Origin of the sequence: Streptomyces sp. NPDC015220 (genome assembly GCF_043079345.1) — a bacterium.
Classification (GTDB): domain Bacteria; phylum Actinomycetota; class Actinomycetes; order Streptomycetales; family Streptomycetaceae; genus Streptomyces.
In genome coordinates this window covers 104585-127664 of record NZ_JBIBUK010000010.1, presented here as the reverse complement: position 1 = coordinate 127664, position 23080 = coordinate 104585, and the positions used below count along the sequence as shown (strand labels likewise).

The following is a 23080-nucleotide window of genomic DNA, read 5'->3' as shown; positions in this document are numbered from 1 at the left end:
GGGCCGCTGCGCCGGGCGCACGGTGGTGGCGCCGAGCAGTGCCCCGTTCTCGGCCCGCTGGGTGGCGATGACCTGTTCGCTCGCGCGGGCCTCGGCGATGCGGGGCCGGTCGCGGGGGTCGACGGTGAACGCCTGGTAGTCCTCGAACCCGGGGTGCGCCGTCTTCTGCGCGTCGGTCAGCGTGGTGGGTTCCAGCCGCAGCCAGCGGCCCTCGTCCGAGAGGGCTCCGTGCTGGACGGTGATGCCGCCCCCCGGGGCGTACACGAGCTGGCGGCTGGCGACGCCGGTGCCGGTTCCCCGCCACACGACGGTGGTGTCGTCGAGCCAGGTGGCGGCGGACTCGCCGAGGTCCAGGCCGAACGCGCCGCTGAGCGAGGGCGTCAGATAGGCCGGGTCCCCCGCCACGCGCCACACCTCGTGCCCGTACAGGGAGAAGTCGAGGGCCTCGTCGGCGGGGACGTCCTTCTCCTCCTTCCTGTGCAGGATGTAGCTGAGCGAGTTCGCGTGGTCGGTCAGCGGGACCTCGAAGACCAGGCCGAAGGAGTCCCTGCCCACCGGCCGGACGGGGTCGTTCCACTCCGGCGGGTCGGCCGCTCCCGTCCAGGCGTGCAGGCCCCAGCCTTCGTAGTCGCCGTCCGCGCGGTGGTAGTGGATGACCGCCTTGGCCGTGTCCTGCGGCGGATAGTAGGCCGTGGGGCGGGCCTGCGCCACCGTGTCGCTGCCCTGCCCGGTCCACACCTCGGCCGCCGCGGCGAAGTCGAGGGTGCGCTCGGGGCCGTCGGCGGCGCCGTCCTTCTCCACGGTGAAGCGGATGTCGCCGGTGCCGGCCGCCGGTTCGAACCAGGCGAAGGCGCCGTAGGCGTCCCGGCCGGTGAAGTCCGCGCTCCGGCCGTCCGACGTCGTCAGCCGCAGGCCGTCGTAGTCGCCGTCGGAGCGCCGGTAGTGGACGACGGCCCAGTGGCGTGCCGCCGTCGGCTTGCCGACGGCCGGGGCCGCGCCCGCGGTGGTGGCGGCCCGCGCGCTCGCGGTGCGGCCCGCGCTGTCGACGACGACGGCCTTGTACCGCAGGGGTGTTCCGGCCGGGACGTCGGCCGGGATGGTCTGGGTGACCTTGTACGGGGCGTGGTCGGCGGTGCCGAGGGTCTGCCAGGCGCCGTCGCCGGCCTGGGCGGCGAACACCACCCGGTCGAGCCGGCCTCCGGTGACGTCCGCGGAGATCTCCACCGTCCCGGCGGCGCCGGCGGCCGGCGGCGTGAGGGTCACGGTCGGCCGGGACGCCGGGGCGGCGGGCGGCCCCACCGCCTCGAACACCACCGACGACAGGGCCGGGACGGTCACGGTGACGCTGCCGCCGGCGTCGCCGCGCACGCTCCCGGAGGCGCCGTACAGCGCCCGGTAGCCGGTGCGCGCGGAGCCGGTGGGGATCTCGACGGTCTTCGCCGAGGCGGCGTTGTTGAGGACCACCAGGCAGTCCTCGCCCCGTGCGGCGTCGGTGCGGGAGAACGCGTACACCGAGCCCTGGGAGTACCGCTCGGTCTGGACGCCGTCGCGCAGGACCGGGTGCCGCTCGGTCAGCTTCGACAGGGCGGCGATGGCGCGGTACAGCGGGTGGGAGGTGTCGTACGCGTCCGAGGCGGCGGTGCGGTCGGTGCCGATCTCGTCGTCGTCGAGGTAGTCGGCCACCTTGGAGGCGAACATGGTCTGACGGGCGTCGACGTCGCCGCCGGCGCCGGTGAAGCCCTGCTCGTCACCGGAGTAGATCACCGGGTTGCCCCGGGAGAAGAACATCAGCTCGTGGGCCAGCCGGTCGCGGCGCAGCAGTTCGGCGTCGTCCGCGCCGGGGTTGTCCTGGGTGACGAAGGTTCCGATGCGTCCCATGTCGTGGCTGCCGAGGAAGGTGACCTGGCTGTAGGCGTTGGTCTTGTCCGTGCTGTAGCGGTAGTCCTGTGCGAACACGTGGGCGAGGTCGTCGGCGGGGCCGCCGCGGGAGGCGAAGTTGCGGGCGGCGGCCTGGAAGGGGAAGTCGAGGGTGGAGTCGAGCCGGCCCTGGGTGACGTACGGGGCGGTGATGGCCGGGTCGGCGGAGAACGCCTCGCCGAACAGGAAGAAGTGCTCACGTCCGTGCCGGGCGGCGTACCGGTCCAGCGCGGTCGCCCACTGGGTCCAGAAGTCCATGTCGACGTTCTTGGCGGTGTCGACCCGGAAGCCGTCCACGCCGAAGTCACGCACCCACTTCTCGTAGATCTTCTCCATGCCCCGCTCGACCTCGGGGCGCTCGGTCCACAGGTCGTCCATGCCCTGGAAGTCGCCGTAGAGGGCGCTCTCGCCGGCGAAGGTGGAGTTGCCCCGGTTGTGGTACATGGCGGGGTCGTTGAGCCAGGCGGGGACCTTGCGGTCCTGCGGGTCGGTGGAGACGCGCGGGGTGTAGGGGGCGCCGTCGGCGTCGGTCGGGCGCATGCCGGTGCTGTCGTCGAAGGGGCGGCCGGAGGTGTCCAGGTAGGGGTAGGCGCCCTTGCCTCGGTACCCGTAGGCCTGCTCGGCGTAGTCGATGGTGTCGGCGGTGTGGTTGGTGATGACGTCGAAGAAGACCTTCATGCCCTTGTGGTGGGCCTTGTCGATGAGTTCGGTGAGGTCGGCCTCCGTGCCGAAGTGGGGGTCGACGCTGGTGAAGTCGGTGATGGCGTAGCCGTGGTAGTTCGCGCTCGCGTGGCCGTCGCGCACGGTGACCGGCTTGTTCCTGAACACGGGGGCCAGCCAGATGGCGGTGGTGCCCAGGCCCTTGATGTAGTCGAGGCGGTCGATGACCCCTTTCAGGTCGCCGCCCTGGAAGAAGTCCTTGGCCGTGGGGTCGTACCCGGTCGTCGTGCGGTCCCCGGTGAGGCCGCCTCGGTCGTTGGCCCGGGTGCCGTTGGCGAACCGGTCGGGCAGCAGCAGGTAGAACTGCTCCCGGCTCGTGGCGGGGCGGGCCGGCTCCCTCGCCAGCCGGGCGTCGGAGGGCGGCGGGGGCGCGGGGCTGTCGGCCGACGCCGGGGGCGCCAGGGGTGGCAGCAGCGCGGCGGACAGGGCTAGGGCCAGGGCGGTTGCGTTCCGACGGGCTGTGCCGACCACGTGACGTCTCTCCTCGGGATCTCGGTGCCGGGCATGGAGGTCGCCCCGCCGTGCGGCGGGGCCGGGGACCGCCCGGCGCTCGCGCGGGGGGCGCGGTCGCCGGGCGGTCGGGGTCGGGCGGGTGGTGCCGGGGGGCGTGGTCAGTTGCGCCAGGTGTCGTTCAGCGTGACCAGGCCGCCGGCGCCCACGGTGGCGGTGCGGTTGGCGCCGCTCTCCCAGGTGACGTTGCCGCTCGCGTCCTTGCGGATGTACTTGTACTCGAAGGACGTTCCGGCGGGCATCGACACGTCGAGTTTCCACACGGGGTAGCTCGCCGGGTCCAGCTTCAGGGCGCTGGAGGTGTTCCAGTTGCCCAGGGCGGAGTTGTTGCCGGTGACGTAGATGTTCTGCCCGTACTGGGTGGTGGCGTTGACGCCGAACGAGGCTCCGGTGGCCGTGTTGCCGCCGCCGTCGCCGTTGCCGTTGCCGTTGCCGTTGCCGTTGCCGGAGCCGCCGCAGGTCTTGGCGTTCACGTGCAGGGCGAGGGCCGTGTTGGCGCCGAGGGTGGCGGTGAACTGGCCGGAGGAGTTGACCGTGACGCCCTTGCCGCTCTGCACGTCGCAGTAGTCGCCGGCCGGCAGGGAGGTCTGGAAGGTGCGGGTGAGCGAGGAGCCCTCGTGGTTGATGGCGACGTACGCCTTGTCACCGCGGCCGAAGGCGATCTGGTTGCCGCCGTTGTCCCACCAGTTGGTCACGCCGGCGCCGGAAGCGGTGTTGCGCCACTTCACCATGCTCGCGATCTCGCGCCAGGCGTGCTGGCACTTCCAGCCGTCGGTGTAACAGGCGTTCACCTGGCCGTTGTTGGGGCCGCCGGCGCCTGTGTCGCTGAACTCGTAGCCGGAGTGCACGTCGGGCGAGCCGTAGGGCCAGGCCAGCATGAAGACGTGCGCGAGGGTGTAGTTGGCGCCGTCCTTGTAGCTGAGGGTGCCGCCGTTGCGCTCGGTGTCGTGGTTGGTGACGAACACCGACGCCTTGTCGGAGCGGACGAAGTTCCAGGCTTCGCCGAAGTTCTTCAGCTCCGAGAGCTTCTCGTTGTTGAAGACCCGCTTGAGGGCGTAGGCGTAGTTGAACTCCTGCACGTCGCCCGTGCCGTAGAACTCGGGCGGCTGGACCGCCTCGCCGGAGGCGCCGATCGTCTCCTGCTTCCAGTACACGCCGGAGTTGGACAGGCGGGACTTGATGTTGGCGAGGTCGTCCTCGGGGATGTGCTTGGCCGCGTCGATGCGGAAGCCGTCGACGCCGAGGGAGAGCAGGTCGTTCATGTAGCCCGCGATGGTCTTGCGGACGTACTCCTCGCCGGTGTCGAGGTCGGGCAGGCCGCCCATCTCGCAGTGCTGGACGTTCCAGCGGTCCGCGTAGTTGCTGATGCTCGACGTGCAGTCGTCCATGTCGGCGGCCGAGTAGGTGCCGGGGTAGTTGTACTTGCTGAAGGACGACCCGGCGGTGCCGGTGCCGGAGGCGTTGGCCATGTGGTTGATGACGGTGTCGGCGACCACCTTCACGCCGGCGGCGTGGCAGGTGTCGACCATGCTCTTGAAGGCGGCGCGGTCGCCGAGCTTGGTGCCGATCTTGTAGCTGACCGGCTGGTAGGCGGTCCACCAGGAGGAGCCCTGGATGTGCTCGTTCGGCGGGGAGACCTGAACGTAGCCGTATCCGTCGGGGCCCAGCTCGTCCGTGCAGGCCTTGGCGACGGAGGCGAAGTTCCACTCGAACATCACCGCGGTGACGTCCTTGCCGCCGGGCGCGCTGGCCTGCGCCGGCGTGGGCGCCGTGACGGCCACAGCGGCTCCCGCCACTACGGCGAGTGCAGCGGCCACGGTCTTTCTGGCCATGTCTTCTCCAGTTGTGGGAGTGGGGTGTACCGGAGCAACAGCCTCGAGTGGCAACGCGCCGTGCCGGAGAAGGCCGAGTGCGCCCCCTTGCCGCGTGTTGGTTCTTGCTGCAAGAGATTGCGGCCAGGAACGTACGGTGCCGCTTCACCGTCGGTCAACCCTCCGCGCAGAAATGACAGTTCGGCAGGCGATGATTGAAGGCAGCCGCCGCAAAGTCTTTCGCAAAGATTTCAACGGTGCTACGTTCGTCGAACTCCGGCCCACGGCCGTGGGGTTGGCAGGTGAACAGCCCCTACGCGCCCGGCCGGCGGGCCGGAGTACCCGCCCGCACGACCGGCACCGTCCGACAGCAGCGCCCGGCACCGCCCGACAGGAGCGACCCGTGACGCCCGGGCGGAGCACCTCGCGACACCCGCTCGCCCGCACATCACCGTCCGGCGGCGAGCGGGCCGCGGCGCCCGGCGGTACCGCGCCGGAGCACCCCGGCCGTACCGCGCCCGAGCACCCGTCCCGTACGCCGGCCGGAGACCCCGCCCCGGCCGGTGGGCGACGCGCCGCGCGCCCTTCGCTCCCCCCCGCTCACCGGGAGGTGAACAACGGCTCCCACCACTCCCGGTGGGCCCGGTACCAGTCGGCCGTGCCGGACAGCGCCTGCTCGAAGCCCACGCTCGGCCGGTAGCCGAGCTCGGCGGTGATCTTGCCGTGGTCGACGGCGTAGCGGCGGTCGTGGCCCTTGCGGTCCGTGACGTGCTCGACGCGCTCCGGGCCGGCCCCGCACCAGTCGAGCAGCCGGCGCGCGAGTTCCAGGTTGGTCAGCGAGGTGCCGCCGCCGATGTTGTAGATCTCGCCGGGCCGTCCCGCCGTGCGCACCAGTTCCACCGCGCGGACGTGGTCGTCCACGTGCAGCCAGTCGCGCACCTGCCGGCCGTCGCCGTACATCGGCAGGTTCCCACCGGTCAGCAGGGTGGCCACGAAGCGCGGGATCACCTTCTCCGGATGCTGGTAGGGGCCGAAGTTGTTGGAGCAGCGGGTCACCCGGACGTCCAGGCCGTGGGTGCGGTGGTGGGCGAGCGCGATCAGGTCGGCCGCCGCCTTGGAGGCCGCGTACGGGGAGCTGGGGTCGAGCCGGTCCGCCTCGCGGGCGGCGCCCTCGGGGACCGATCCGTACACCTCGTCGGTGGAGATCTGGACGTATGTGCGGACCCCGTGCCGCAGCGCCGCGTCCAGCAGCACCTGGGTTCCCACGACGTTGGTCAGGGTGAACCCGGAGCCGTCCTCGATGGAGCGGTCCACGTGCGACTCCGCCGCGAAGTGGACGATCTCGTCGTGCCCGGCCGCCAGCCGCCGCACGGCGTCCGCGTCGCACACGTCGCCGTGCACGAAGGTGAGACCGGGGTGGGCGCGCACCGGTTCGAGGCGGGTGAGGCTGCCCGCGTAGGTGAGCTTGTCGAGGACGGTGACCGTGACGCCGGGCGGCCCGGACGGACCGAGCAGCGCGCGGACGTACGCGGAGCCGATGAACCCGGCTCCGCCGGTGACCAGGATGCGGGAAGTCATGAGGTCAGCTGTACCTTGCTGTGGTCGCCGATGACGAGTCGGTGGGCCGAGGGGAGGCGGGGCGCCGCGGCCACCACGGCCTCGCGGCCGATGAGGGACTGCTCGATGCGGGGGGCGCCCTCCACGCACGCGCCCTGCAGCAGGACGGAGTAGCCGATCGTGCTGTCCTCGATCCGGCAGTCCTCGGCGATGGCGGTGTAGGGGCCGACGACGGAGTTGCTGACGACGGTGCCCGCCCCGATCATCACCGGGCCGACGATGTGCGAGCCCCGGACGACGGCGCCCTCGGCCACCCGGACCCGGCCCACCAGGACGCTGTGCGGATCGACCTTGCCGTCGATGCGCCCTTCCATCCGGTCCAGGACGTGCCGGTTGGCCTCCAGCATGTCATCGACGCTGCCGGTGTCGCGCCAGGGCCGGGTGGTCGTCTCGGCGCGCACGCTCAGCCCCTGGTCGATCATCCACTGCACCGCGTGGGTGATCTCCAGCTCGCCCCGGCCGGAGGGCCGGATGGCGCGCACCGCCTCGTGCACGGCCGGGCTGAAGGCGTAGACGCCGATCAGCGCGAGGTCGCTGCGCGGCCGCTCCGGTTTCTCCTCCAGCCGGCGCACCAGCCCGGTGTCGTCGACCTCCGCGACGCCGAAGGCGGTGGGGTCGGGCACCGGGGTGAGCAGCAGCCGGGCGGCGTCGCCGCCGGCCGCGGCGCGCCGGACGAATCCGCCGACGCCCTCCTCGAGGTAGTTGTCCCCGAGGTAGAGCAGGAAGTCGTCGTCGCCGAGGAAGTCCCGGGCGATGGCCACCGCGTGGGCCAGGCCGAGCGGCCGGCTCTGGTGCAGGTAGGTGATCCGCACTCCGAAGGCGGACCCGTCCCCGAGGGCCCGGCGGATGTCGTCGGCGTGGCCGCCGACGACCACGCCGGCCTCTTCGATGCCGGCGTCCGCCACCGCCTGGAGGGCGTAGCCGACCACCGGCTTGTTGGCGATGGGGAGGAGCTGTTTGGCGCGCGTGTGGGTGAAGGGCCGCAGTCTGCTGCCGGTGCCACCCGCCAGGACCAGGGCTTTCAAGACAGCCACCGGTGTCGCGCAGCCGAATGGGTGTGTGGACTCACGGGATCTCTCCTCGGACTCAAGTCGCGGTGTCACCGGTTGAGCTCCTTCTGACCCAAGCAGAGCGGCACACCTTCCCGCAAGCTCCTTCTGAAAATTGCAGCAACTCCTTGCATGTGTCGGATCTTTGGTGTTTGACTCGCTCCGGCGACGCCCAACGGCGCAGCACTGCATGGCAGTTCGCACACATGGTTGGGGGCAGCAGTGACAGGTCACCACCAGCTCGAGCGGCTGGAACGGGAGGCCAGGCATCTGGCACCGGGCGCTTCGGAGGAGGCGGCCGTCGGACGGCGGGTCTTCGCCGAGGGGCGGGGTCCGGTCCTCACCGACCTCGACGGGAACCAGTACCTGGACTTCGCGGCGGGCACCCTGACCCAGTCGCTGGGGCACGCCCACCCCGAGGTGGTCGAGGCGCTCACCGCGCAGGCCGGACGGCTGTGGAACGTGCACGACTCGGCGACGCCGGACCGTGCCGCCCTGCTGGAGCTGCTGGCCCGGCTGCTGCCGGAACGGCTGGACACCTACGCCCTGTTCTCCACCGGGGCGGAGGTCGTCGAGGCCGCGCTGCGCGTGGTGCAGGCCACCGCGCCGCCGGGCCGCAACCGGATCGGCGCGCTGCGCGGCGGTTTCCACGGCAAGACGATGGGCGCCCGGATGCTGGTGCACTGGGACGTCGGCCACCAGGCGTTCGCCGGGAACTCCGTGCTGGGCTACTCGGCCTACTGCTACCGCTGCCCGCTGGAGCTGACCCACCCCTCGTGCGGTGTGCGGTGCGCGTCGCTGGTACGCCGGCACATCGCCGAGAAGCCGAACATCTCGGCGCTGGTCTTCGAGCCCGTCCTCGGGGCCGCCGGCGTGGTCGTCCCGCCGCCGGGCTACTGGGAGCAGATCGCGGACGCCTGCCGGTCCAACGGGGTGCTGCTGGTGGCCGACGAGGTGCTGACCGGCGGCGGCCGCACGGGCGCGTTCCTGGCGAGCGAGCACTTCGGCCTCGAACCCGATCTGGTGACCCTGTCGAAGGGGCTGGCCAGCGGGTTCCCGTTCGCCGTCCTGGCCGGGCGCGCCGATCTCCTGCACCACCCGGCCGCCTCGGGAGCCGGCGCGTACGCGTCGACGTACGCCGGCAACCCGCTGGGCGTCGCCGCCGCCCGGGCCACCCTGGAGGTCGTCGAACGCGACCTGCTGATCGACCGGGTCGGCGTTCTCGGGGAGCTGCTGGGCGAGCGGCTGGCCGCGCTGCACGCGCGGTTCGACAACCTCGGCGACGTGCGCGGCCTCGGGCTGCTGTACGGGCTGGAGTTCGTCACGGACCGGGCGAGCCGCACCCCCGCCCCCGACCTCGCCCGCGCGGTGTACACCACCGCCCTCGACCTGGGCCTCAGGGTCGCCCTCGGCGGTCACATCCTGCGCCTGGCACCGCCGTTCACCATCGACGAGCCGCTGCTCGACGAGGGCGTCGACATCCTCGAGCGGGCCCTGGAGCAGGTGCTCTCGTGATCGTCGCGGAGAACCTCGTCAAGGAGTTCCGGATCGCCGAGCGCAGGCCCGGCCTGGTGGGCAGCCTGTCGACGCTGCTGACCCGCAGGCACCGGGTGGTGCGCGCGGTGGACGGGGTGTCCTTCACCATCCCGGCCGGCTCGAAGACGGCGTACATCGGCGCCAACGGAGCCGGCAAGTCGACCACGATCAAGATGCTGACCGGCATCATGACGCCCACCAGCGGGCGCTGCCTGGTCCGCGGCCTGGAACCCTACCGGCACCGGCAGGCCAACGCCCGCGGCATCGGCGTGGTCTTCGGCCAGCGCAGCCAGCTCTGGTGGGACCTGTCCGTGCCGGACTCGTTCCGCATCCTGCGCCGTATCTACGACATCCCCGAGCCGGTCTACCGGCGCAACCTCGCCCTGTACCGGGAACTGCTGGACATCGACGCCCTCGGGACCACTCCCGTGCGCCAGCTCAGCCTGGGTCAGCGGATGCGCGCCGAGATCGCGGCGAGCCTGCTGCACGACCCCGCGGTCGTCTTCTGGGACGAGCCGACCATCGGCCTGGACATGGTGCTCAAGGACGCCGTGCGGGACCTGGTCAACCGCGTCCACCGGGAGCTGGGCACCACGGTCGTGCTCACCAGCCACGACATCGCGGACATCGCCGCGATCTGCGACAGCGCCCTGGTCGTCGACCGGGGGCGGGTGGTGCACCAGGGCAGCATCCGGGACCTGCTGCGGACCGCCGACCGGCGTTCGGTCCTGTTCGACCACCGGGGCGGACCGGCTCCGCACGCCGCCTGCGCGGACGTCGAGGCGGGGCTGCCCGGTGTGAGCGCCGCGCCCGCCGGCGACGGACGGATCCGGGTGGACTACCCGGCGGACCGCTTCACCTCCCGGCAGGTGCTGGCCTTCCTGCTGGACCGCTTCGACCTGGCCGACTGCTACGCGCCGGAGCCGGACCTGGAGGAGGTGCTGCGGCAGATCTACGGCCGGGGCGGACGGGAACCCGGCGGGGCCGCCGAGGCCCCGGGCGGGGTACCTGCGGACCTTCCCGCGACCGCGACCGCGACCGAGGCGGCGACGGGCACGGGAACGGCGTCGGCCGCGGGCACGGGAACGGCGACGGGCGCGCGCCCGGAGACCGGCGCGGACACGGACGCGGGGGCCGCCGCGGGCACGGACACCGGCGCGGGCACGGACGCGGGGGCCGCCGCGGGCGCGGACACCGGCGCGGGGGCGGGCGCGAAGAGCGTCGTCGCCGAGGCTCCGGCCGGACGCGAGGGCGGTGCCGGGTGAGCGTGCGTCACTACCTGCCGTTCGCCACCGGCGGCCTGCAGTCCCTGCTCCAGTACCGCTCGGCGTTCGTCATGACCGGGGTGACCGCCGCGGCCGGCGCCGCCGTGACCGTCTTCCTGTGGCGGGCCGTGTACGCGGACGCCCCGCCCGGCGGCGGCCCCGGCGGCTTCACCACCGAGGGCATCACCACCTATCTCCTGGTGGCCCAGGTGCTCCAGGTGCTGCACGCCAACCGCGTCGACGACGAGGTCGCGGCAGAGGTCTACCGCGGTGACGTCGCCGTCATGCTGGCCCGGCCCGTCAGCTACCCGGTGGTGCGGTTCTTCGCCTGTCTGCCGGTAGTCGCGGCCAACGCCGTGCTGGTCGGCGTGCCGGTGCTCGGCCTGTTCTCGCTGCTGGTGCCGCTCACCGCGCCCCGGCCGCTGGACGCGCTGCTGTTCCTGGTGTCCACCGCGCTGTCGGTGCTCCTCGCCTTCTTCGTGAACCTGCTGACCGGGATGACCGGGTTCGTCACCACCAACACCTGGGGGGTGCGGATGGTGAAGCAGAGCGTGGTGGCCTTCTTCGCCGGGCAGCTGGTGCCCATCGCGCTGATGCCCGGCCCGCTCGCCGCGCTGGCCTCCGCGCTGCCCTTCCAGGGCATGGTCGACGGCCCGCTCACCCTGCTCCTCGGCCGCTACGACGGAGTGGCCGGAGCGGCCGGCGTGCTCGCCCGCCAGTTGGGCTGGGTGGCCGGGCTGACGGCGCTGAGCACCGCCCTGTGGCGGGCCTCGCTGAGCCGGCTGGAGGTGCTCGGCGGATGACCGGCACGGTGTGGCGACATCTACGGCTGGCCCTCTTCCTCGGCGGTGTGGGGCTGCACCGGCTGACCGCGTACCGGATGGACTTCGCGCTCGGCGCGGGCGCCTTCCTGGTGCGGGTGGGGCTGCAGACCGCGGTCGTGGGCCTGGTCTTCCGCCAGGTGCCCGCGGTGGGCGGCTGGAGCTACCACGAGGTGCTGTTCCTGCTCGGGTTCTCGCTGCTGCCGCGCGGCCTGGACCACCTGTTCACCGACCAGTTGTGGGAGCTGGGGCGCAAACTGGTGCAGCGCGGCGAGTTCTACCGGTATCTGATCCGTCCGGTGAACCCGCTGTTCTCCCTGCTCTCGGAGCGCTTCTTCCACCCCGACGGACTGGGCGAACTGGTCGTCGGCGCGGTCCTGGTGGGCTGGTCGGGCAGCGAGCTGGGGCTGGACCCCACACCGTCGCAGTGGGCCGTGGCGCCGCTGCTGGTGCTGTGCGGGGCGCTGATCCACACCTCGGTGAAGCTGCTCTTCGCCTCGCTGTCCTTCTGGACCGTGACCAGTCTGCCGTCGATGTACGCGGCGAACCAGGTGTCCGAGTTCGCCGCCTATCCGCTGGACATCTACCACCCCTCGCTGCGTGTCCTGCTGACCTGGGTGCTGCCCTTCGCCTTCACCTCCTACGTCCCCTGCGTCTACCTGCTGACCGGGGCGAGGGGACTGGTGGTGTGGCTGCCGGCGGTGACGGCCGGCGCCCTGGCGCTCGCCCTGGCCGTCTGGCGGCGCGGCGTCAACGCCTACGAGATGACCGGGAGTTGAGCGCGAACGTGCACACGAACACGAATGTGGACGCCATCGGCGACGAACACCTCGAACCGCTGTTGCGGGCCGCGCCGTGGATGTCGCGCGACGCGCGCGAGGCCGACCGCTACGTGTGCGTCGACCACGTGGCGGCGGGCCCGCGGGAACTGCTGCTCGTGGTCGCCGCCGAAGGCGGACCCGCCTCGGGCCGGCGGTTCTTCGTACCGGTGCGCAGACAGGAGCCGTCGGGCGCCCTGACGCACGCCCACGCGGACGGCGACGGGAACGGAGGGCTCGCGGCCGTGCGCCAGGTGCCGTCCGGCGCCCGGCTGCGCACGGCGCGCGGCGGGGTCGTCGCCTTCCGCTCGGCCGACCCGGCCCCGGCCGGCGAGGTGCGCCGGCTGCCCTTCGAACAGGGCTGGTCCTCCAACGCGCTCTCGCTCGTGGAGATCGGCGGCGTACCGCACATCCACAAGACCTACCGGCACCTGGACGAAACGATCCGCGAGCCGGAGCTGCTGCGGCTGATGAGCGGCACCGGCCACACCCCCCAGTGGGCCGGCGACTACACCTACACCGATCCCGTGCACGGAACCCGGCACCCCCTGGGCGTCGTCTACCGCTACGCGCCCGGCCACGGCCTCGACGTGCCGCTGCGGGAGAACCTGCGTTCGCTGTGGCCGAGGCTCACGGCCGCGGACCAGGCCGCCCCGGACCGGCTCGTCCGCTCGCACCTGCGTCCGCTGGAGGAGAAGCTGCGGGCCGCCGGGGCCTTCCTGCGCGCCTTCCACCGGGACCTGTCTGCCCGCCTGGGCGCTCCGGCCACCGGCTACCCGGTCGGCGGCGCCCTGCCCCGCGCCGCGGCGCGGCTGGCCGAACTGGCCCGCGCCGACGCGCCGCTCCCCCGGGCCCCGCGGAACGCGGCCTTCGCCGCCCTGGAGGCCGAACTCGCCGCGCTGCGGTCCGTGTTCGGCGACCGGGCGACGGCGCCCGGCGCCGGTCCCTGCCACGGCGACCTGCACCTGTCGCACCTGCTGTGCGGCGCCGGCCCGGCCGACGCGCCCCACGGCCACTGGTCGCTGCGCGTCATCGACCTGTCCACGCCGGCGCTCACGCCCGGCGAGCCCGGCTACGCCGCCCAGTCGCCGCTCCAGGACCTCGTCGCGGTGCAGCGCGCCCTGGAGTACTTCACCGCCGACGAGGCCGCCTTCGAGAGCGCCCGCCGGCTGGGCGTCGACGCCAGCGAGACCATGAACGGCTCCCTGGACGGCGCCCCCGGCTGGCCGCCCGCGCGGCGGACCGTGCTGGCCGGCGTCTTCCGCACCGCCGACGCCTGGCGCGAACACGTCGTGCGCCTGCTGCTCGGCCCCGCCTCCGACAGTCCGCTGCGGCGCCTGCTGTACGTGCGCCGGCTCCTGCACGAGCTGGGCTACAACCACGACCACGCCCGCCCCTACCACGCCGCGATCGACCTGCGCCACGCGCTCGCGCTGGCCTCCCCCGCCCCGACGACCCACGCGAGGACATGACCGCCGTGAACGCGCCCCGGATGCACATCATCGAGACGTACTTCGAGTGCTGCGGCTTCGACCACACCTTCCTGCAGGGCGGCACGTCCGTGTACCTGTGGAACCTCTCCAAGGCCTTCGCCGCCCGCGGCCACCGGGTCTCCATCGTCACGCCCGCGCACGGCCGGCTCGACGACCTGCGCGCCCGCTACGACGTCGAGGACCTGCCCTACGAGGACGCCTACACCCTGCCCGTGGTCCTCGACCCGCGGGTGTGGCAGGGCTTCGGGCCCGAGGCGGAGCTCGCGCTGCGCACCACCGCGCACCGCATCCGCCTGGAGGGCGTGGACCTGTACTTCCTCGCCAACGACTACCTGAACCGGCTGCCGGAGACCTTCTACCCGCCGTACTCGGCCAAGGGCCGGGACCTTGTGTTCTTCAAGCCACTGGTCTTCCAGGTGGACAGCGTGCGGTTCCTGCGGAGCTGGTTCGCCGACGAGAAGGCCGTGGTGCACGCGCACGAGCCGTACTACCACCACCTGCTGCCGGCCGCCCTGCGCGAGGACCCCTCCAAGCTGGTCGTCAGCAACGTGCAGAGCAACATGCCCATCGCCAAGAAGGTGTACGCGCCCGAGACGGAGCGCCTGTTCCGGCTGCTCGACGTGGACGTGAAGCTGCCCGGCCCGGACTCCGGGCCCGAGGTGCCGGAGGCGGTCGTCCAGTACCAGCAGCTCACCCATCTGCACTACACCTACCCGCCGGAGCACGTGGCGATCTACGAGCTGACCGCCGAGCACGCCGACCTGATCGACTTCCTGTCGCCCGGACAGCTCGACTTCTACGCCTCCTTCCGCGACACCCCCTTCGAACGGCTCTTCCAGCGGCTGCCGATCGCCGACGTGGTGCGGCGCAACGCCCACAAGATGTTCGTCGGCGGCTGCGCCATCTCCGACCAGTGGCTGGCCTGGGACCCGGCCGGAGTCGACCGGGCCGAGGTGCTGGGCGCCCTGGGGCTCGACCCGGCGCTGCCGACCTTCTTCCACAACGCCCGCTACGCCGTCCACCACAAGGGCCAGGTCGAGCTGATGCGGGCCGTGGACCGGGTGCTGAGCGAGGGGCTCCAGGCCAACTTCGTCATCCGGTGCATCTCCGGCAACGGCATCGACGACCCCTTCTTCCACGAGATCGCCGCCCGCCACCCCAGGCGGCTGCACTTCGAGTGGGAACGGGTCGAGGAGGCCCGGGTCTTCGCGTACGCGGCCGCGAGCGACTTCGCGCTGTTCCCGTCCAAGTTCGAGATGGACACCTTCCTCATCGCCCAGGGCGAGGCGATGGCCGTGGGCGCGGTGCCGATCGCCACCGACCAGCGGGGCATGGCGCACTTCCGGCACGCCGACGGCCCGGAGTCGGCGACCGGTTTCGCGGTGAACCGGTCCTTCGCCGAGGACGACGAGCTGCTGACCGCCGCCCTCGCCGACCGCGTCCGGCAGGCAGCGGCGCTGTGGTCGCGGGAGCCCGCCCGCTACCGGGAGCTGTCCCGGCGGGCCTCGGCCGTCGCCCGGGCCTTCACCTGGGACCACTGCGCGGAGCTGCACCTCACGGCGTTCGCCCGGCTGTGGGAGGGCCGGCCGGCCGAACTCTCCGCCGAACTGGCCCTGCGTCACGGCTGGTTCGACCGGCTCGCCGACACCCGTGAGGAGATCGCGGCCGAGGACGTGGCGGCGGCCGCCGTGGCGCACGGCGACATCGACGTCTACGAGCGCCACGCGCCGCTGGACGACGACGCCGCCCGGCGGATCTTCCGGGCCGCGTGGCGGCGGGCGGACTTCGCCACCTGCGAGCGGGTCCTTCAGCGGCTGCCCGACGCGGTGCCGCCCGAGGAGAGCGTCCGGCTGCGCGAGCGCTGCCGCGTGGTGGCCGGCGGAAGGCTGGAGTACCGGCTGCCGCACGCCGAACGGGTGGAAGTCGTCCTCGCCCGGCGGGGCTCGGCCAGGGCCCTGCCCGAGGTGAGCACCCTGGAACGCACGGAGCCGGGAGTCTTCGCCGGCGCGGTCCCGGCCGACGGTGCGCAGCTCCTGCTCACCCTGTCCTCCGGCCGCGTGACCTGGGACGAGGTGCGTCATGGCTGACCCGCGCGCAGCGAACGGCACCGGTGTCCCGGCCGGCCTGCGCGGCGTGCGCGCGGTGCTGCTCGCGGGCGGTGAGGGACGGCGCATGGGATCGCTGGGCACCGGACGTCTCAAGCCGCTGGTCCCCTACGGGGGCTCCTGCCGGCTCATCGACTTCAGCCTGGCCAACGCCCGCGCCTCGGGCCTCGCTGAGGTGCTGCTGCTCTCCCAGTACGAGGAGCGGCAGCTCATGGACGACCTGCACCAGGTGTGGAACACCCGGCCGGGCTTCCGGGTGCGCTTCGGGCCGTACGACTCCGCCTACCGCGGCCCCGCTCTGCCCGCGGAGCTTCCCGCGCGCACCTGGCCGCTGGAGCGCGGGACCGCCGACGCGCTGATCCGCAAGGCGCGGTACGTGTTCACCGACGACACCGAACACGTGCTGGTGCTGCACGCCGACCACGTGTACCGCTACGACTACGGGCCGCTCGTCGCGGAGCACCGGGCCTCGGGCGCCGCGCTGACCGTCGCCTACCAGCGCATCGACCCGCGCTGGGTGCACCTGTTCGGCATGGTCCGCTTCGACGGCCGCGGACGTCTGACCGAGTTCGTGGAGAAGCCCGAGAACCCCACCTCCGACCTGGTCTTCGCGGCGTTCTGCGTCTTCGACGCGGCCGTGCTGCGCCGCTACCTGGACGCGCTGGACGGCACCGGCTGGCAGCACGACATCAGCCGGGACGTGATCCCGGCGATGCTCGCGGCCGGTGAGCACATCCGCGGGCACGAGGTGCGCGGCCACTGGGAGGACATCGGCACCGTCGAGCGCTACCACCGCGCGCACCTGGCGCTGGCCGCCGGCCCGCGGGCGCCGCTGCCGGTGGAGCGGATGCCCGCAACGCTCCGGCCGGGGGTGGAGCGCGGCTGGGTCGCCGAGGCGCCCGGGGTGCGCGCCTCGGTGATCCCGGCGGACCTGGTCAACGCCGGGCTGGTGGAGGACAGCGTGCTCTTCCCGGGGGTGCGGATCGGCGCCGGGGCGCGGGTGCGGCGCAGCGTGGTGCTGCCCGGCGCGGCGGTGGCGCCGGACGCCGACATCGACGGGGCCGTGGTCCTGGAGGACGGACACATTCAGCAGGTTGCCGAAGGAGTGAGCGCATGACCGGGACCGAGCAGCGGCACGACGGGCGGGCCGGGGACGACTACGACGTCCTGGTGGTCGGCGGGGTGGGTGTGGACACCATCGTGCGCGTGGACGAACTGCGGGTGCCGCCCGGCGACTCGGTGTTCGTCGAACCCCTGCGGGACTACGTGGGCCACACCGGCAACGGGGTGGCGCTGGGCTGGCACGCGCTCGGTCTGCGGACGAAGTTCATCGACTTCCTCGGCGACGACCCGCAGGGCCGCATGGTGCTGGACCACTACGCCCGCCAGGGCCTGGACTTCAGCCACCTCCTCTCGCCGCACGGCACGCCGCGCTCGGCGAACCTGGTCGATCCCGAGGGCCGCCGCTTCTCCTTCTACGACGGCCGGCACCCCGCCGACCTCAGGCTGCCCCGCGACTTCTACCTGCCCTTCCTGGAGCGTGCCGCCCACGTCCACCTGTCGATCATCGGCCACAACCAGGACATGTACGAGGACATCCACCGTCTGGGCGCGACCAGTTCGACCGACCTGCACGACTGGGACGGGCGCAACCCGCACCACCGGACCTACGCCCTCGCCTCCGACTACGTCTTCCTGAGCGCGGCGGCGATCCACGACCGGCTGGAGACGGTGCTGCGGTCCGTCCTCGACGGGGGCCGGGCGCGTTTCGTGGTCGCCACCGACGGCGCCGCGGGCTGCCACCTGCTGGTGCGCGGCGAGGACCGGGTGCGGCACTTCCCGGCGGTGCGCCCGGAGCGGCCGGTGGTGGACAGCAACGGCGCCGGGGACGCGTTCGTCACCGCGTTCCTGCACGCCCTGTTCGAGGGGCGCGCGCTGGAGGAGTGCGTGCTGGCCGGCTCGGTGGCCGGGGCGTTCGTCTGCGGCAGCGTGGGCACCCACACCGAGTTCATCGACCTGCCCGGCCTGCGCGCGGCCACCGCCCGCGCCGCGGCCGTGCGGTGAGGCGGCCCGCGATGCACATCGTCCACTTCGCCTTCGAGTGCGGCGGGTTCGACAACCGTCTCATGCGCGGCGGGCTGTCGCCGCTGGTGTGGAACCTGTCGCGGGAGTACGCGGCGCGCGGCCACCGGGTCTCGCTGGTCACCCCCGCGCACGGACTCCTCGACGCGCTGCGCCGCGACCATCCGGTCCAGGAGCTCGGCTACGTCCACGAACACCGGGTGCCGCTGGTGCCGGACCCCAAGGTGTGGCCGGACCACCCGGGCGAGATCACCCTGGAGCTGACCACCCGGGCACACCTGCTGCGGCTGGACGGCGTGGACGTCTACTTCCTGTCCGACGCCTTCCTGGACCTGCTGCCCGACCGGCTCTACCCGCCGCCCGGCATGGAGGGCAGGGACCTGGCGTACTTCAAGCCGCTGGTCTTCCAGGTGGCCGGCGCCCACTTCGTGAAGCGGTACCTCGCCGACGGCCCGGCGGTGGTGCACGGCTTCGAGCCCTACTACCACTACCTGCTGCCGCCGCTGTTCGCCGGGGACCCGGACCTGCGCACCGTGAGCACGGTCGCGGCCAACGCCCCGGTCACGCAGAAGGTGTACCGCCCGCAGGTGGAGCGGCTGCTGGACCTGTTCGGGGTGAGCGCGGACCTGGACGCGCTGGACGGCCCGCTGCCCGCCGAGGACAGCCCCGAGTCCGTCATGGCGCGGGCCCTGGCGGGAACCCGGATGCACCTCGAGTACGGCCCGGACCACGTGCCCTTCCTGCCGCTGATCGTGGCCCACGCCGATCTCGTCGACTTCGTCTCGCCCGGCCAGCTCGACCACTGCGCCACCTTCCGCGACACCCCGTTCGAAGCCCTCTTCGAGACGCTGCCGCTGTCCGGGATGGTGCGCGAGCGGGCGGACCGGCTGCTGATGGGCGGCTGCGGGATATCCGACAGCTGGCTGGCGCGCGACCCGGCTGACGTCGACCGCGCGGCGGTCCTGCGGTCCCTGGGCCTGGACCCCGCCCTGCCGGTCTTCTACCACGCCGCCCGCTACGCGGTGCACCACAAGGGGCAACTGGAGCTCGTCCGGGCGATCGAGGAGGTCCTGGCGACCGATCCGGACATCTCCTTCGTCCTGCGCTTCGCCACCAGCGGAGGCGGCGGGGGCGAGGCCCCCGTGGGCAACGCCCACTTCCAGAACGTCGCCGACCGCCACCCCGGCCGGATCCACCTGGACTGGCGGCTGGCCGACGAGGACACCCTGTTCGAGCAGGCGGCCGGCGCCGACTTCTGCCTGTTCCCCTCGAAGTTCGAACTCGACGGGTTCCTCATCGCCCAGGCCGAGGCGATGGCGTGCGGCGCCGTGCCGATAGCCACCGCGCAGACCGTCACGGCCCACTTCGGGCACGCCCTGCCGCCCGAGGACCCGCGGGCGACCGGGTTCGCGCTGCCCGGCTCGTTCCGGGACGACGACCCGTCCCTGACCGCCGCGCTCGCCGAGCGGATACGCCAGGCCGCCGCGCTGCGGCGGACGGCCCCCGAGGAGTACGCCCGCCTGTCGGCCAACGCCCGGGACACCGCGCGCTCCTTCACCTGGGCGCGCAGCGCCGATCAGCGGCTGGCGGCCTTCGAGGACCTGCTGCGCGGACGCCCGAGGCCGTTCCCGGTGCGGGACGCCGTCCGGTACGGCTGGTTCGACACGCTGGACCCGACGGCCTGGGTCCGGCACCGCGCGCTGATCGAGCGGTCCGCCGGGGAGCTGGGGGACGTACGGGCCTACGGCCGGTGCGCGCCGCTGGACGAGGCGGCGTACGAACGGCTCTTCGAGGCCGGGTACGCGCGGGCGGACTTCGCCCGGTGCGCGGAGACCGCGCGGGCGGCGGGCCGGGAGGACTGGGCACGGCGGCTGCGCGAGCGGTGCCGGGTGCGCCGGGACGCGCGGGGCCACTGGCACGTCGAGTACACGCACCCCGGGGCGGCGCACGTGGAGGTCGCGGTCCCCGGTGCGGTGCGCGCCCCGTCGGACCTGGAGTCCCGGGCCGAGGCCGTCGCCTCCGACGAGGCCGTGCCCGCGGGCAGCGGCATCGTCCTCGCGCCGCTGGCCCGGGCGGCCGACGGCGTCTTCCGCGGCACTCTGGACGGCCCGCCGGTCGGCGGCCGGCTGCTGGTCATGCTCACCCTCGCCTCGGGCCGGGTCGCCTGGGACTCAATCCCGGCCACCGCCCCGGCGGGTGTCCCGGATGTCCCGGACCTCTCGGCAGGCGTCCCGGCGGACCTCTCACCCGAAGCCCCGGCCGTCCCCCTGGCCGGCTCACCGGCAGCGGGCGCGTCCGGCGCACCGGCGAGGGGCGCGTCCGGCGCACCGGCCGGCGTCGCGTCCGGCTCTCCGTCAGGAGTCGCGGCAGTGGGCGCTCCCGCTGTGCCGGCCGCTCTCGCCGCCGGCGCCCCGGTGGCCGGGCCGCCGCCCTTCCGGCTGGTGGCCACCGATCTCGACGGCACCCTGCTGCGCAGCGACCAGAGCGTCTCCGAGCGCACGCTGCGCGCGCTGGCCCGGGCGGCCGGGGCGGGAGCGCACCATCTGGTGGTCACCGGCAGACCGGCCACCGCCTGCAAGCAGTACCTGGCCGCACTCGGCTACCGGGGGCTCGCGGTCTGCGGGCAGGGCGCGCAGCTCTACGACGCGGGCGCCGACCGGCTGCTCACATCGGCCTCGCTCGACCTCGACCTGGCACGCAGCGTGGTCGAACGGGTCGAGGCGGCGCTCGGCCCCCTGGAACTGGGCGTGGTGACGGCCCCGCCGGAGAGCCGTTTCAAGGTCACCCCCCGGTTCGGCGAACGCGTCCGGCACGGCTGGGACGTGACGGCGGACCGCCGGCTGCTCTGGTCGGACCCCATCGACAAACTGGTCCTGCACCACCCGGGCGTCCCGGAGGACGAACTGGAGGCCGAGGCACGCCGGTTGTGCGGCGACGAGGTCACGGTGGTGCACTCGGTGCAGGGCATGGTGGAGGTGCTGCCGCCCGGCACCACCAAGGCGGCCGGGGTGGAGCGGGCCGCGCGGCTCCTGGGCCTGGACGCGGCCGGGACGGTCGCCTTCGGCGACATGCCCAACGACATCCCGCTGCTGGCCTGGGCCGGGCACGGGGTGGCGGTGGCCAACGCCCATCCGGCGCTGCGGGCGATGGCCGACGAGGTCGCGCCCGGCAACGACGAGGACGGGGTGGCCGTGGTCCTGGAACGTCTCTTCGGCGCGGGAGGCGACTCATGAGCGGCGTGCTGCGCGAACTGGCCCGGGAGCACGGGATCGCCACCGCGTACACCACCGACCGGGGCGAACGGATCGAGGTCTCGCCCGACACCCTCGTCGCCGTGCTCGCCGCGTGCGGCGTGGACGCCTCCGGCGACGCGGCGGCCCGGGCCGCGCTGGCGGACCGTCGCGCCCGCGCCGGGGCCCGGCTGCTGCCGGAGTGCGTCGTGCTCCGCGGCGCGGGCGAACGCCTCCCCCGTGCTCCCGGCCTGCCCGGTCTCCCCGGTCTGCCCGCGAACGCCACGGCCGTGGTGGAGCTGGAGGACGGCGGCACCGTCGCGCCGTCCGGTCCGCTCCCGCCCGGCCGGCACACCCTGCGTGTGACGGCGCCGGGGCGCGAGGAGTCCGCGCCCCTGCTCGTCGTACCGGAGCGGCTGTCGGTGCCCGAGGGCCGCCACTGGGGGTTCCTGGTCCAGCTCTACTCCGTGCTCTCGCGCCGTTCGTGGGGCATGGGCGACCTCGGCGACCTCGCGGAGCTGGCCTCGTGGTCGGGCCGGGCGCTGGGGGCGGACTTCGTCCAGCTCGGGCCGCTGCACGCGGTCGAGCCCGGGCCGCTGCCCGACCCGTCGCCGTACCGGCCCAGCACCCGCCGCTATCCGGACCCGATGCACGTACGGGTGGCGGCGATCCCGGAGTACGCGCGGCTCACCGGTGCGGCGCGCCGCACCGCCGAGGAGTGCGCCGCACGGGCGCGGGCCCTGAACGAGGCGGTGCTGCGCGGCGACGCGCTCATCGACCGGGAGGCCGTGCGGGCGCTCAAGCACGAGGCGCTGCACGCGGTGTACGGGGTGCCGCTGCCGCCCGGCCGGGCCGCCGCGTTCGCCGGGTTCGTCGCGCGCGAGGGCGAGGACCTGACGGACTTCGCCACCTGGTGCGCGCTGGCGGAGGTGCACGGCGGCGCCTGGCGCTCGTGGCCGGCCGCGCTGCGCGACCCGCGCTCGGCGGCCGTGGCCCGGGCCCGCCACGAGCTGGCCGGCCGGGTCGACTTCCACCGCTGGCTCGCCTGGGTCACCGACGAGCAGCTCGCGGCCGCCCGGGCGGCGGCCGCCGGGGCGGGCATGGGCATCGGTCTGATCCACGACCTGGCGGTGGGCGTCGCCCCCGAGGGCGCGGACGCCTGGGCGCTCCAGGACTGCCTGGCCGCCGGGATGAGCGTCGGCGCGCCCCCGGACGACTTCAACCCGCGCGGCCAGGACTGGGGCCAGCCGCCGTGGCGTCCGGACGGGCTCGCGGCCTCCGGTTACCGGCCGCTCGCCCGGCTGCTGCGCGCGGGACTGCGGCACGCGGGCGCGCTGCGGATCGACCATGTGATGGGCCTGTTCCGGCTCTGGTGGGTGCCCGAGGGACGGCCGCCGTCCGAGGGCACGTACGTCCGCTACGACGCCGAGGCGATGCTGGGCACGGTGATGCTGGAGGCGCACCGCGCGGGCGCGTTCGTGATCGGCGAGGACCTGGGCACCGTGGAGTCCGGGGTGCGCCGTTCGCTGGACGCGAGTGGGATCCTGGGCACGTCGGTGCAGCGGTTCGAGTACCTGGGGGGCTCCGAGGGCCGGCACGGGCCGCTGCCGCCCGACCAGTGGCGCGCCGACTGCCTGGCGACGCTGACCACCCACGATCTGCCGACGACCGCCGCCTGGCTCAGCGGCGAGCACGTCGAACTGCGCTCCCGGCTGGGTCTGTTGACCCGGCCGGAGGAGACGGAGAAGGCCGAGGCCGCCGCCGAGCGCGACGGCTGGCTGGCGGAGCTGGAGCGGCTCGGGCTGCTGCCCGATCCGGACGGCGACGTCGTGGCGCTCCACCGGTTCCTGTGCCGCACCCCGGCGCGCCTGCTGGGGGTGTGGCTGCCGGACGCCGCGGGGGACCGCAGACCGCAGAACATCCCCGGCACGTCGTCGGTGCATCCCAACTGGCGGCTGCCCGTGAGCGACGGCCAGGGCCGCCCCGTCCCGCTGGAGGAACTCGCCGGCCGGCCCCTCGTGCCGGTCCTTGCCGGTGTGTTCGCGGACCTTCGGCGGCAACGTGAGAAGACTGAGGAGAGAGATGTCAGGCCAGGTTCTTGAACGG

The 23080-nt window shown here is 73.5% G+C and carries 13 protein-coding genes and 1 pseudogene; 10 read left to right on the top strand and 4 right to left on the bottom strand.

The window, feature by feature from the left end:
- Positions 1-9: 9 nt before the first annotated feature.
- From ACF061_RS21080 to ACF061_RS21065, 4 genes and pseudogenes are all read right to left on the bottom strand, one after another.
- Positions 10-3075: pseudogene (locus tag ACF061_RS21080) on the bottom strand (alpha-amylase family glycosyl hydrolase); the annotation flags it as partial.
- A 173-nt stretch (positions 3076-3248) separates the two neighbouring features.
- The gene (locus ACF061_RS21075) at positions 3249-4979 is read right to left on the bottom strand and encodes a carbohydrate-binding module family 20 domain-containing protein (protein WP_392268445.1); all 1731 of its coding nucleotides are present in this window, start codon (positions 4977-4979) and stop codon (positions 3249-3251) included.
- Positions 4980-5558: 579 nt separating this feature from the next.
- Positions 5559-6536, bottom strand: coding sequence for a dTDP-glucose 4,6-dehydratase (gene rfbB / locus ACF061_RS21070; protein WP_392268444.1), 978 nt, complete (start codon positions 6534-6536; stop codon positions 5559-5561).
- Positions 6533-7600, bottom strand: a complete 1068-nt coding sequence (locus tag ACF061_RS21065; RefSeq protein ID WP_392268569.1) for a glucose-1-phosphate thymidylyltransferase — start codon at positions 7598-7600, stop codon at positions 6533-6535. Before ACF061_RS21065 ends, rfbB begins: the two co-directional genes overlap by 4 nt.
- A gap of 246 nt (positions 7601-7846) precedes the next feature.
- Between ACF061_RS21065 and ACF061_RS21060 the strand changes: the two genes are divergently transcribed.
- Genes ACF061_RS21060 through malQ form a run of 10 tightly spaced genes read left to right on the top strand, consistent with a single transcriptional unit; the run spans position 7847 to position 23076 of the window.
- On the top strand, positions 7847-9139 hold the full coding sequence (locus tag ACF061_RS21060; protein ID WP_392268443.1) for an aspartate aminotransferase family protein: 1293 nt from the start codon (positions 7847-7849) through the stop codon (positions 9137-9139).
- The gene (locus tag ACF061_RS21055; protein ID WP_392268442.1) at positions 9136-10425 is read left to right on the top strand and encodes an ATP-binding cassette domain-containing protein; all 1290 of its coding nucleotides are present in this window, start codon (positions 9136-9138) and stop codon (positions 10423-10425) included. Before ACF061_RS21060 ends, ACF061_RS21055 begins: the two co-directional genes overlap by 4 nt.
- A complete protein-coding gene (locus ACF061_RS21050) occupies positions 10422-11228 on the top strand; it encodes an ABC transporter permease (protein WP_392268441.1) in 807 nt (268 codons plus the stop codon). The genes ACF061_RS21055 and ACF061_RS21050 overlap by 4 nt, the downstream gene beginning before the upstream one ends.
- A complete protein-coding gene (locus ACF061_RS21045) occupies positions 11225-12025 on the top strand; it encodes an ABC transporter permease (RefSeq protein ID WP_392268440.1) in 801 nt (266 codons plus the stop codon). Before ACF061_RS21050 ends, ACF061_RS21045 begins: the two co-directional genes overlap by 4 nt.
- Before the next feature lie 8 nt (positions 12026-12033).
- Positions 12034-13536, top strand: a complete 1503-nt coding sequence (locus ACF061_RS21040; protein ID WP_392268439.1) for a hypothetical protein — start codon at positions 12034-12036, stop codon at positions 13534-13536.
- Positions 13533-15644, top strand: coding sequence for a glycogen/starch synthase (locus tag ACF061_RS21035; RefSeq protein WP_392268438.1), 2112 nt, complete (start codon positions 13533-13535; stop codon positions 15642-15644). The genes ACF061_RS21040 and ACF061_RS21035 overlap by 4 nt, the downstream gene beginning before the upstream one ends.
- Positions 15637-16779 (top strand): sugar phosphate nucleotidyltransferase, encoded by a 1143-nt coding sequence (locus ACF061_RS21030; RefSeq protein WP_392268437.1) that lies wholly within the window; start codon positions 15637-15639, stop codon positions 16777-16779. The genes ACF061_RS21035 and ACF061_RS21030 overlap by 8 nt, the downstream gene beginning before the upstream one ends.
- Entirely contained in the window at positions 16776-17726 is a 951-nt protein-coding gene (locus ACF061_RS21025) for a carbohydrate kinase family protein (protein ID WP_392268436.1), read from the top strand. The genes ACF061_RS21030 and ACF061_RS21025 overlap by 4 nt, the downstream gene beginning before the upstream one ends.
- Positions 17727-17737: 11 nt before the next feature.
- Entirely contained in the window at positions 17738-20977 is a 3240-nt protein-coding gene (locus ACF061_RS21020) for a Cof-type HAD-IIB family hydrolase (RefSeq protein ID WP_392268435.1), read from the top strand.
- Positions 20974-23076: a 4-alpha-glucanotransferase gene (malQ, locus tag ACF061_RS21015; protein ID WP_392268434.1), complete on the top strand. Its 2103-nt coding sequence runs from the start codon at positions 20974-20976 to the stop codon at positions 23074-23076. Before ACF061_RS21020 ends, malQ begins: the two co-directional genes overlap by 4 nt.
- The last annotated feature ends 4 nt before the right edge of the window (positions 23077-23080 follow it).

Coding starts and splice junctions, on each gene's coding strand:
- ACF061_RS21025 (WP_392268436.1), top strand. CDS start 16,776: ATGACCGGGACCGAGCAGCGGCACGACGGGCGGGCCGGGGACGACTAC.
- rfbB (WP_392268444.1), bottom strand. CDS start 6,536: ATGACTTCCCGCATCCTGGTCACCGGCGGAGCCGGGTTCATCGGCTCC.
- malQ (WP_392268434.1), top strand. CDS start 20,974: ATGAGCGGCGTGCTGCGCGAACTGGCCCGGGAGCACGGGATCGCCACC.
- ACF061_RS21045 (WP_392268440.1), top strand. CDS start 11,225: ATGACCGGCACGGTGTGGCGACATCTACGGCTGGCCCTCTTCCTCGGC.
- ACF061_RS21035 (WP_392268438.1), top strand. CDS start 13,533: ATGACCGCCGTGAACGCGCCCCGGATGCACATCATCGAGACGTACTTC.
- ACF061_RS21075 (WP_392268445.1), bottom strand. CDS start 4,979: ATGGCCAGAAAGACCGTGGCCGCTGCACTCGCCGTAGTGGCGGGAGCC.
- ACF061_RS21020 (WP_392268435.1), top strand. CDS start 17,738: ATGCACATCGTCCACTTCGCCTTCGAGTGCGGCGGGTTCGACAACCGT.
- ACF061_RS21030 (WP_392268437.1), top strand. CDS start 15,637: ATGGCTGACCCGCGCGCAGCGAACGGCACCGGTGTCCCGGCCGGCCTG.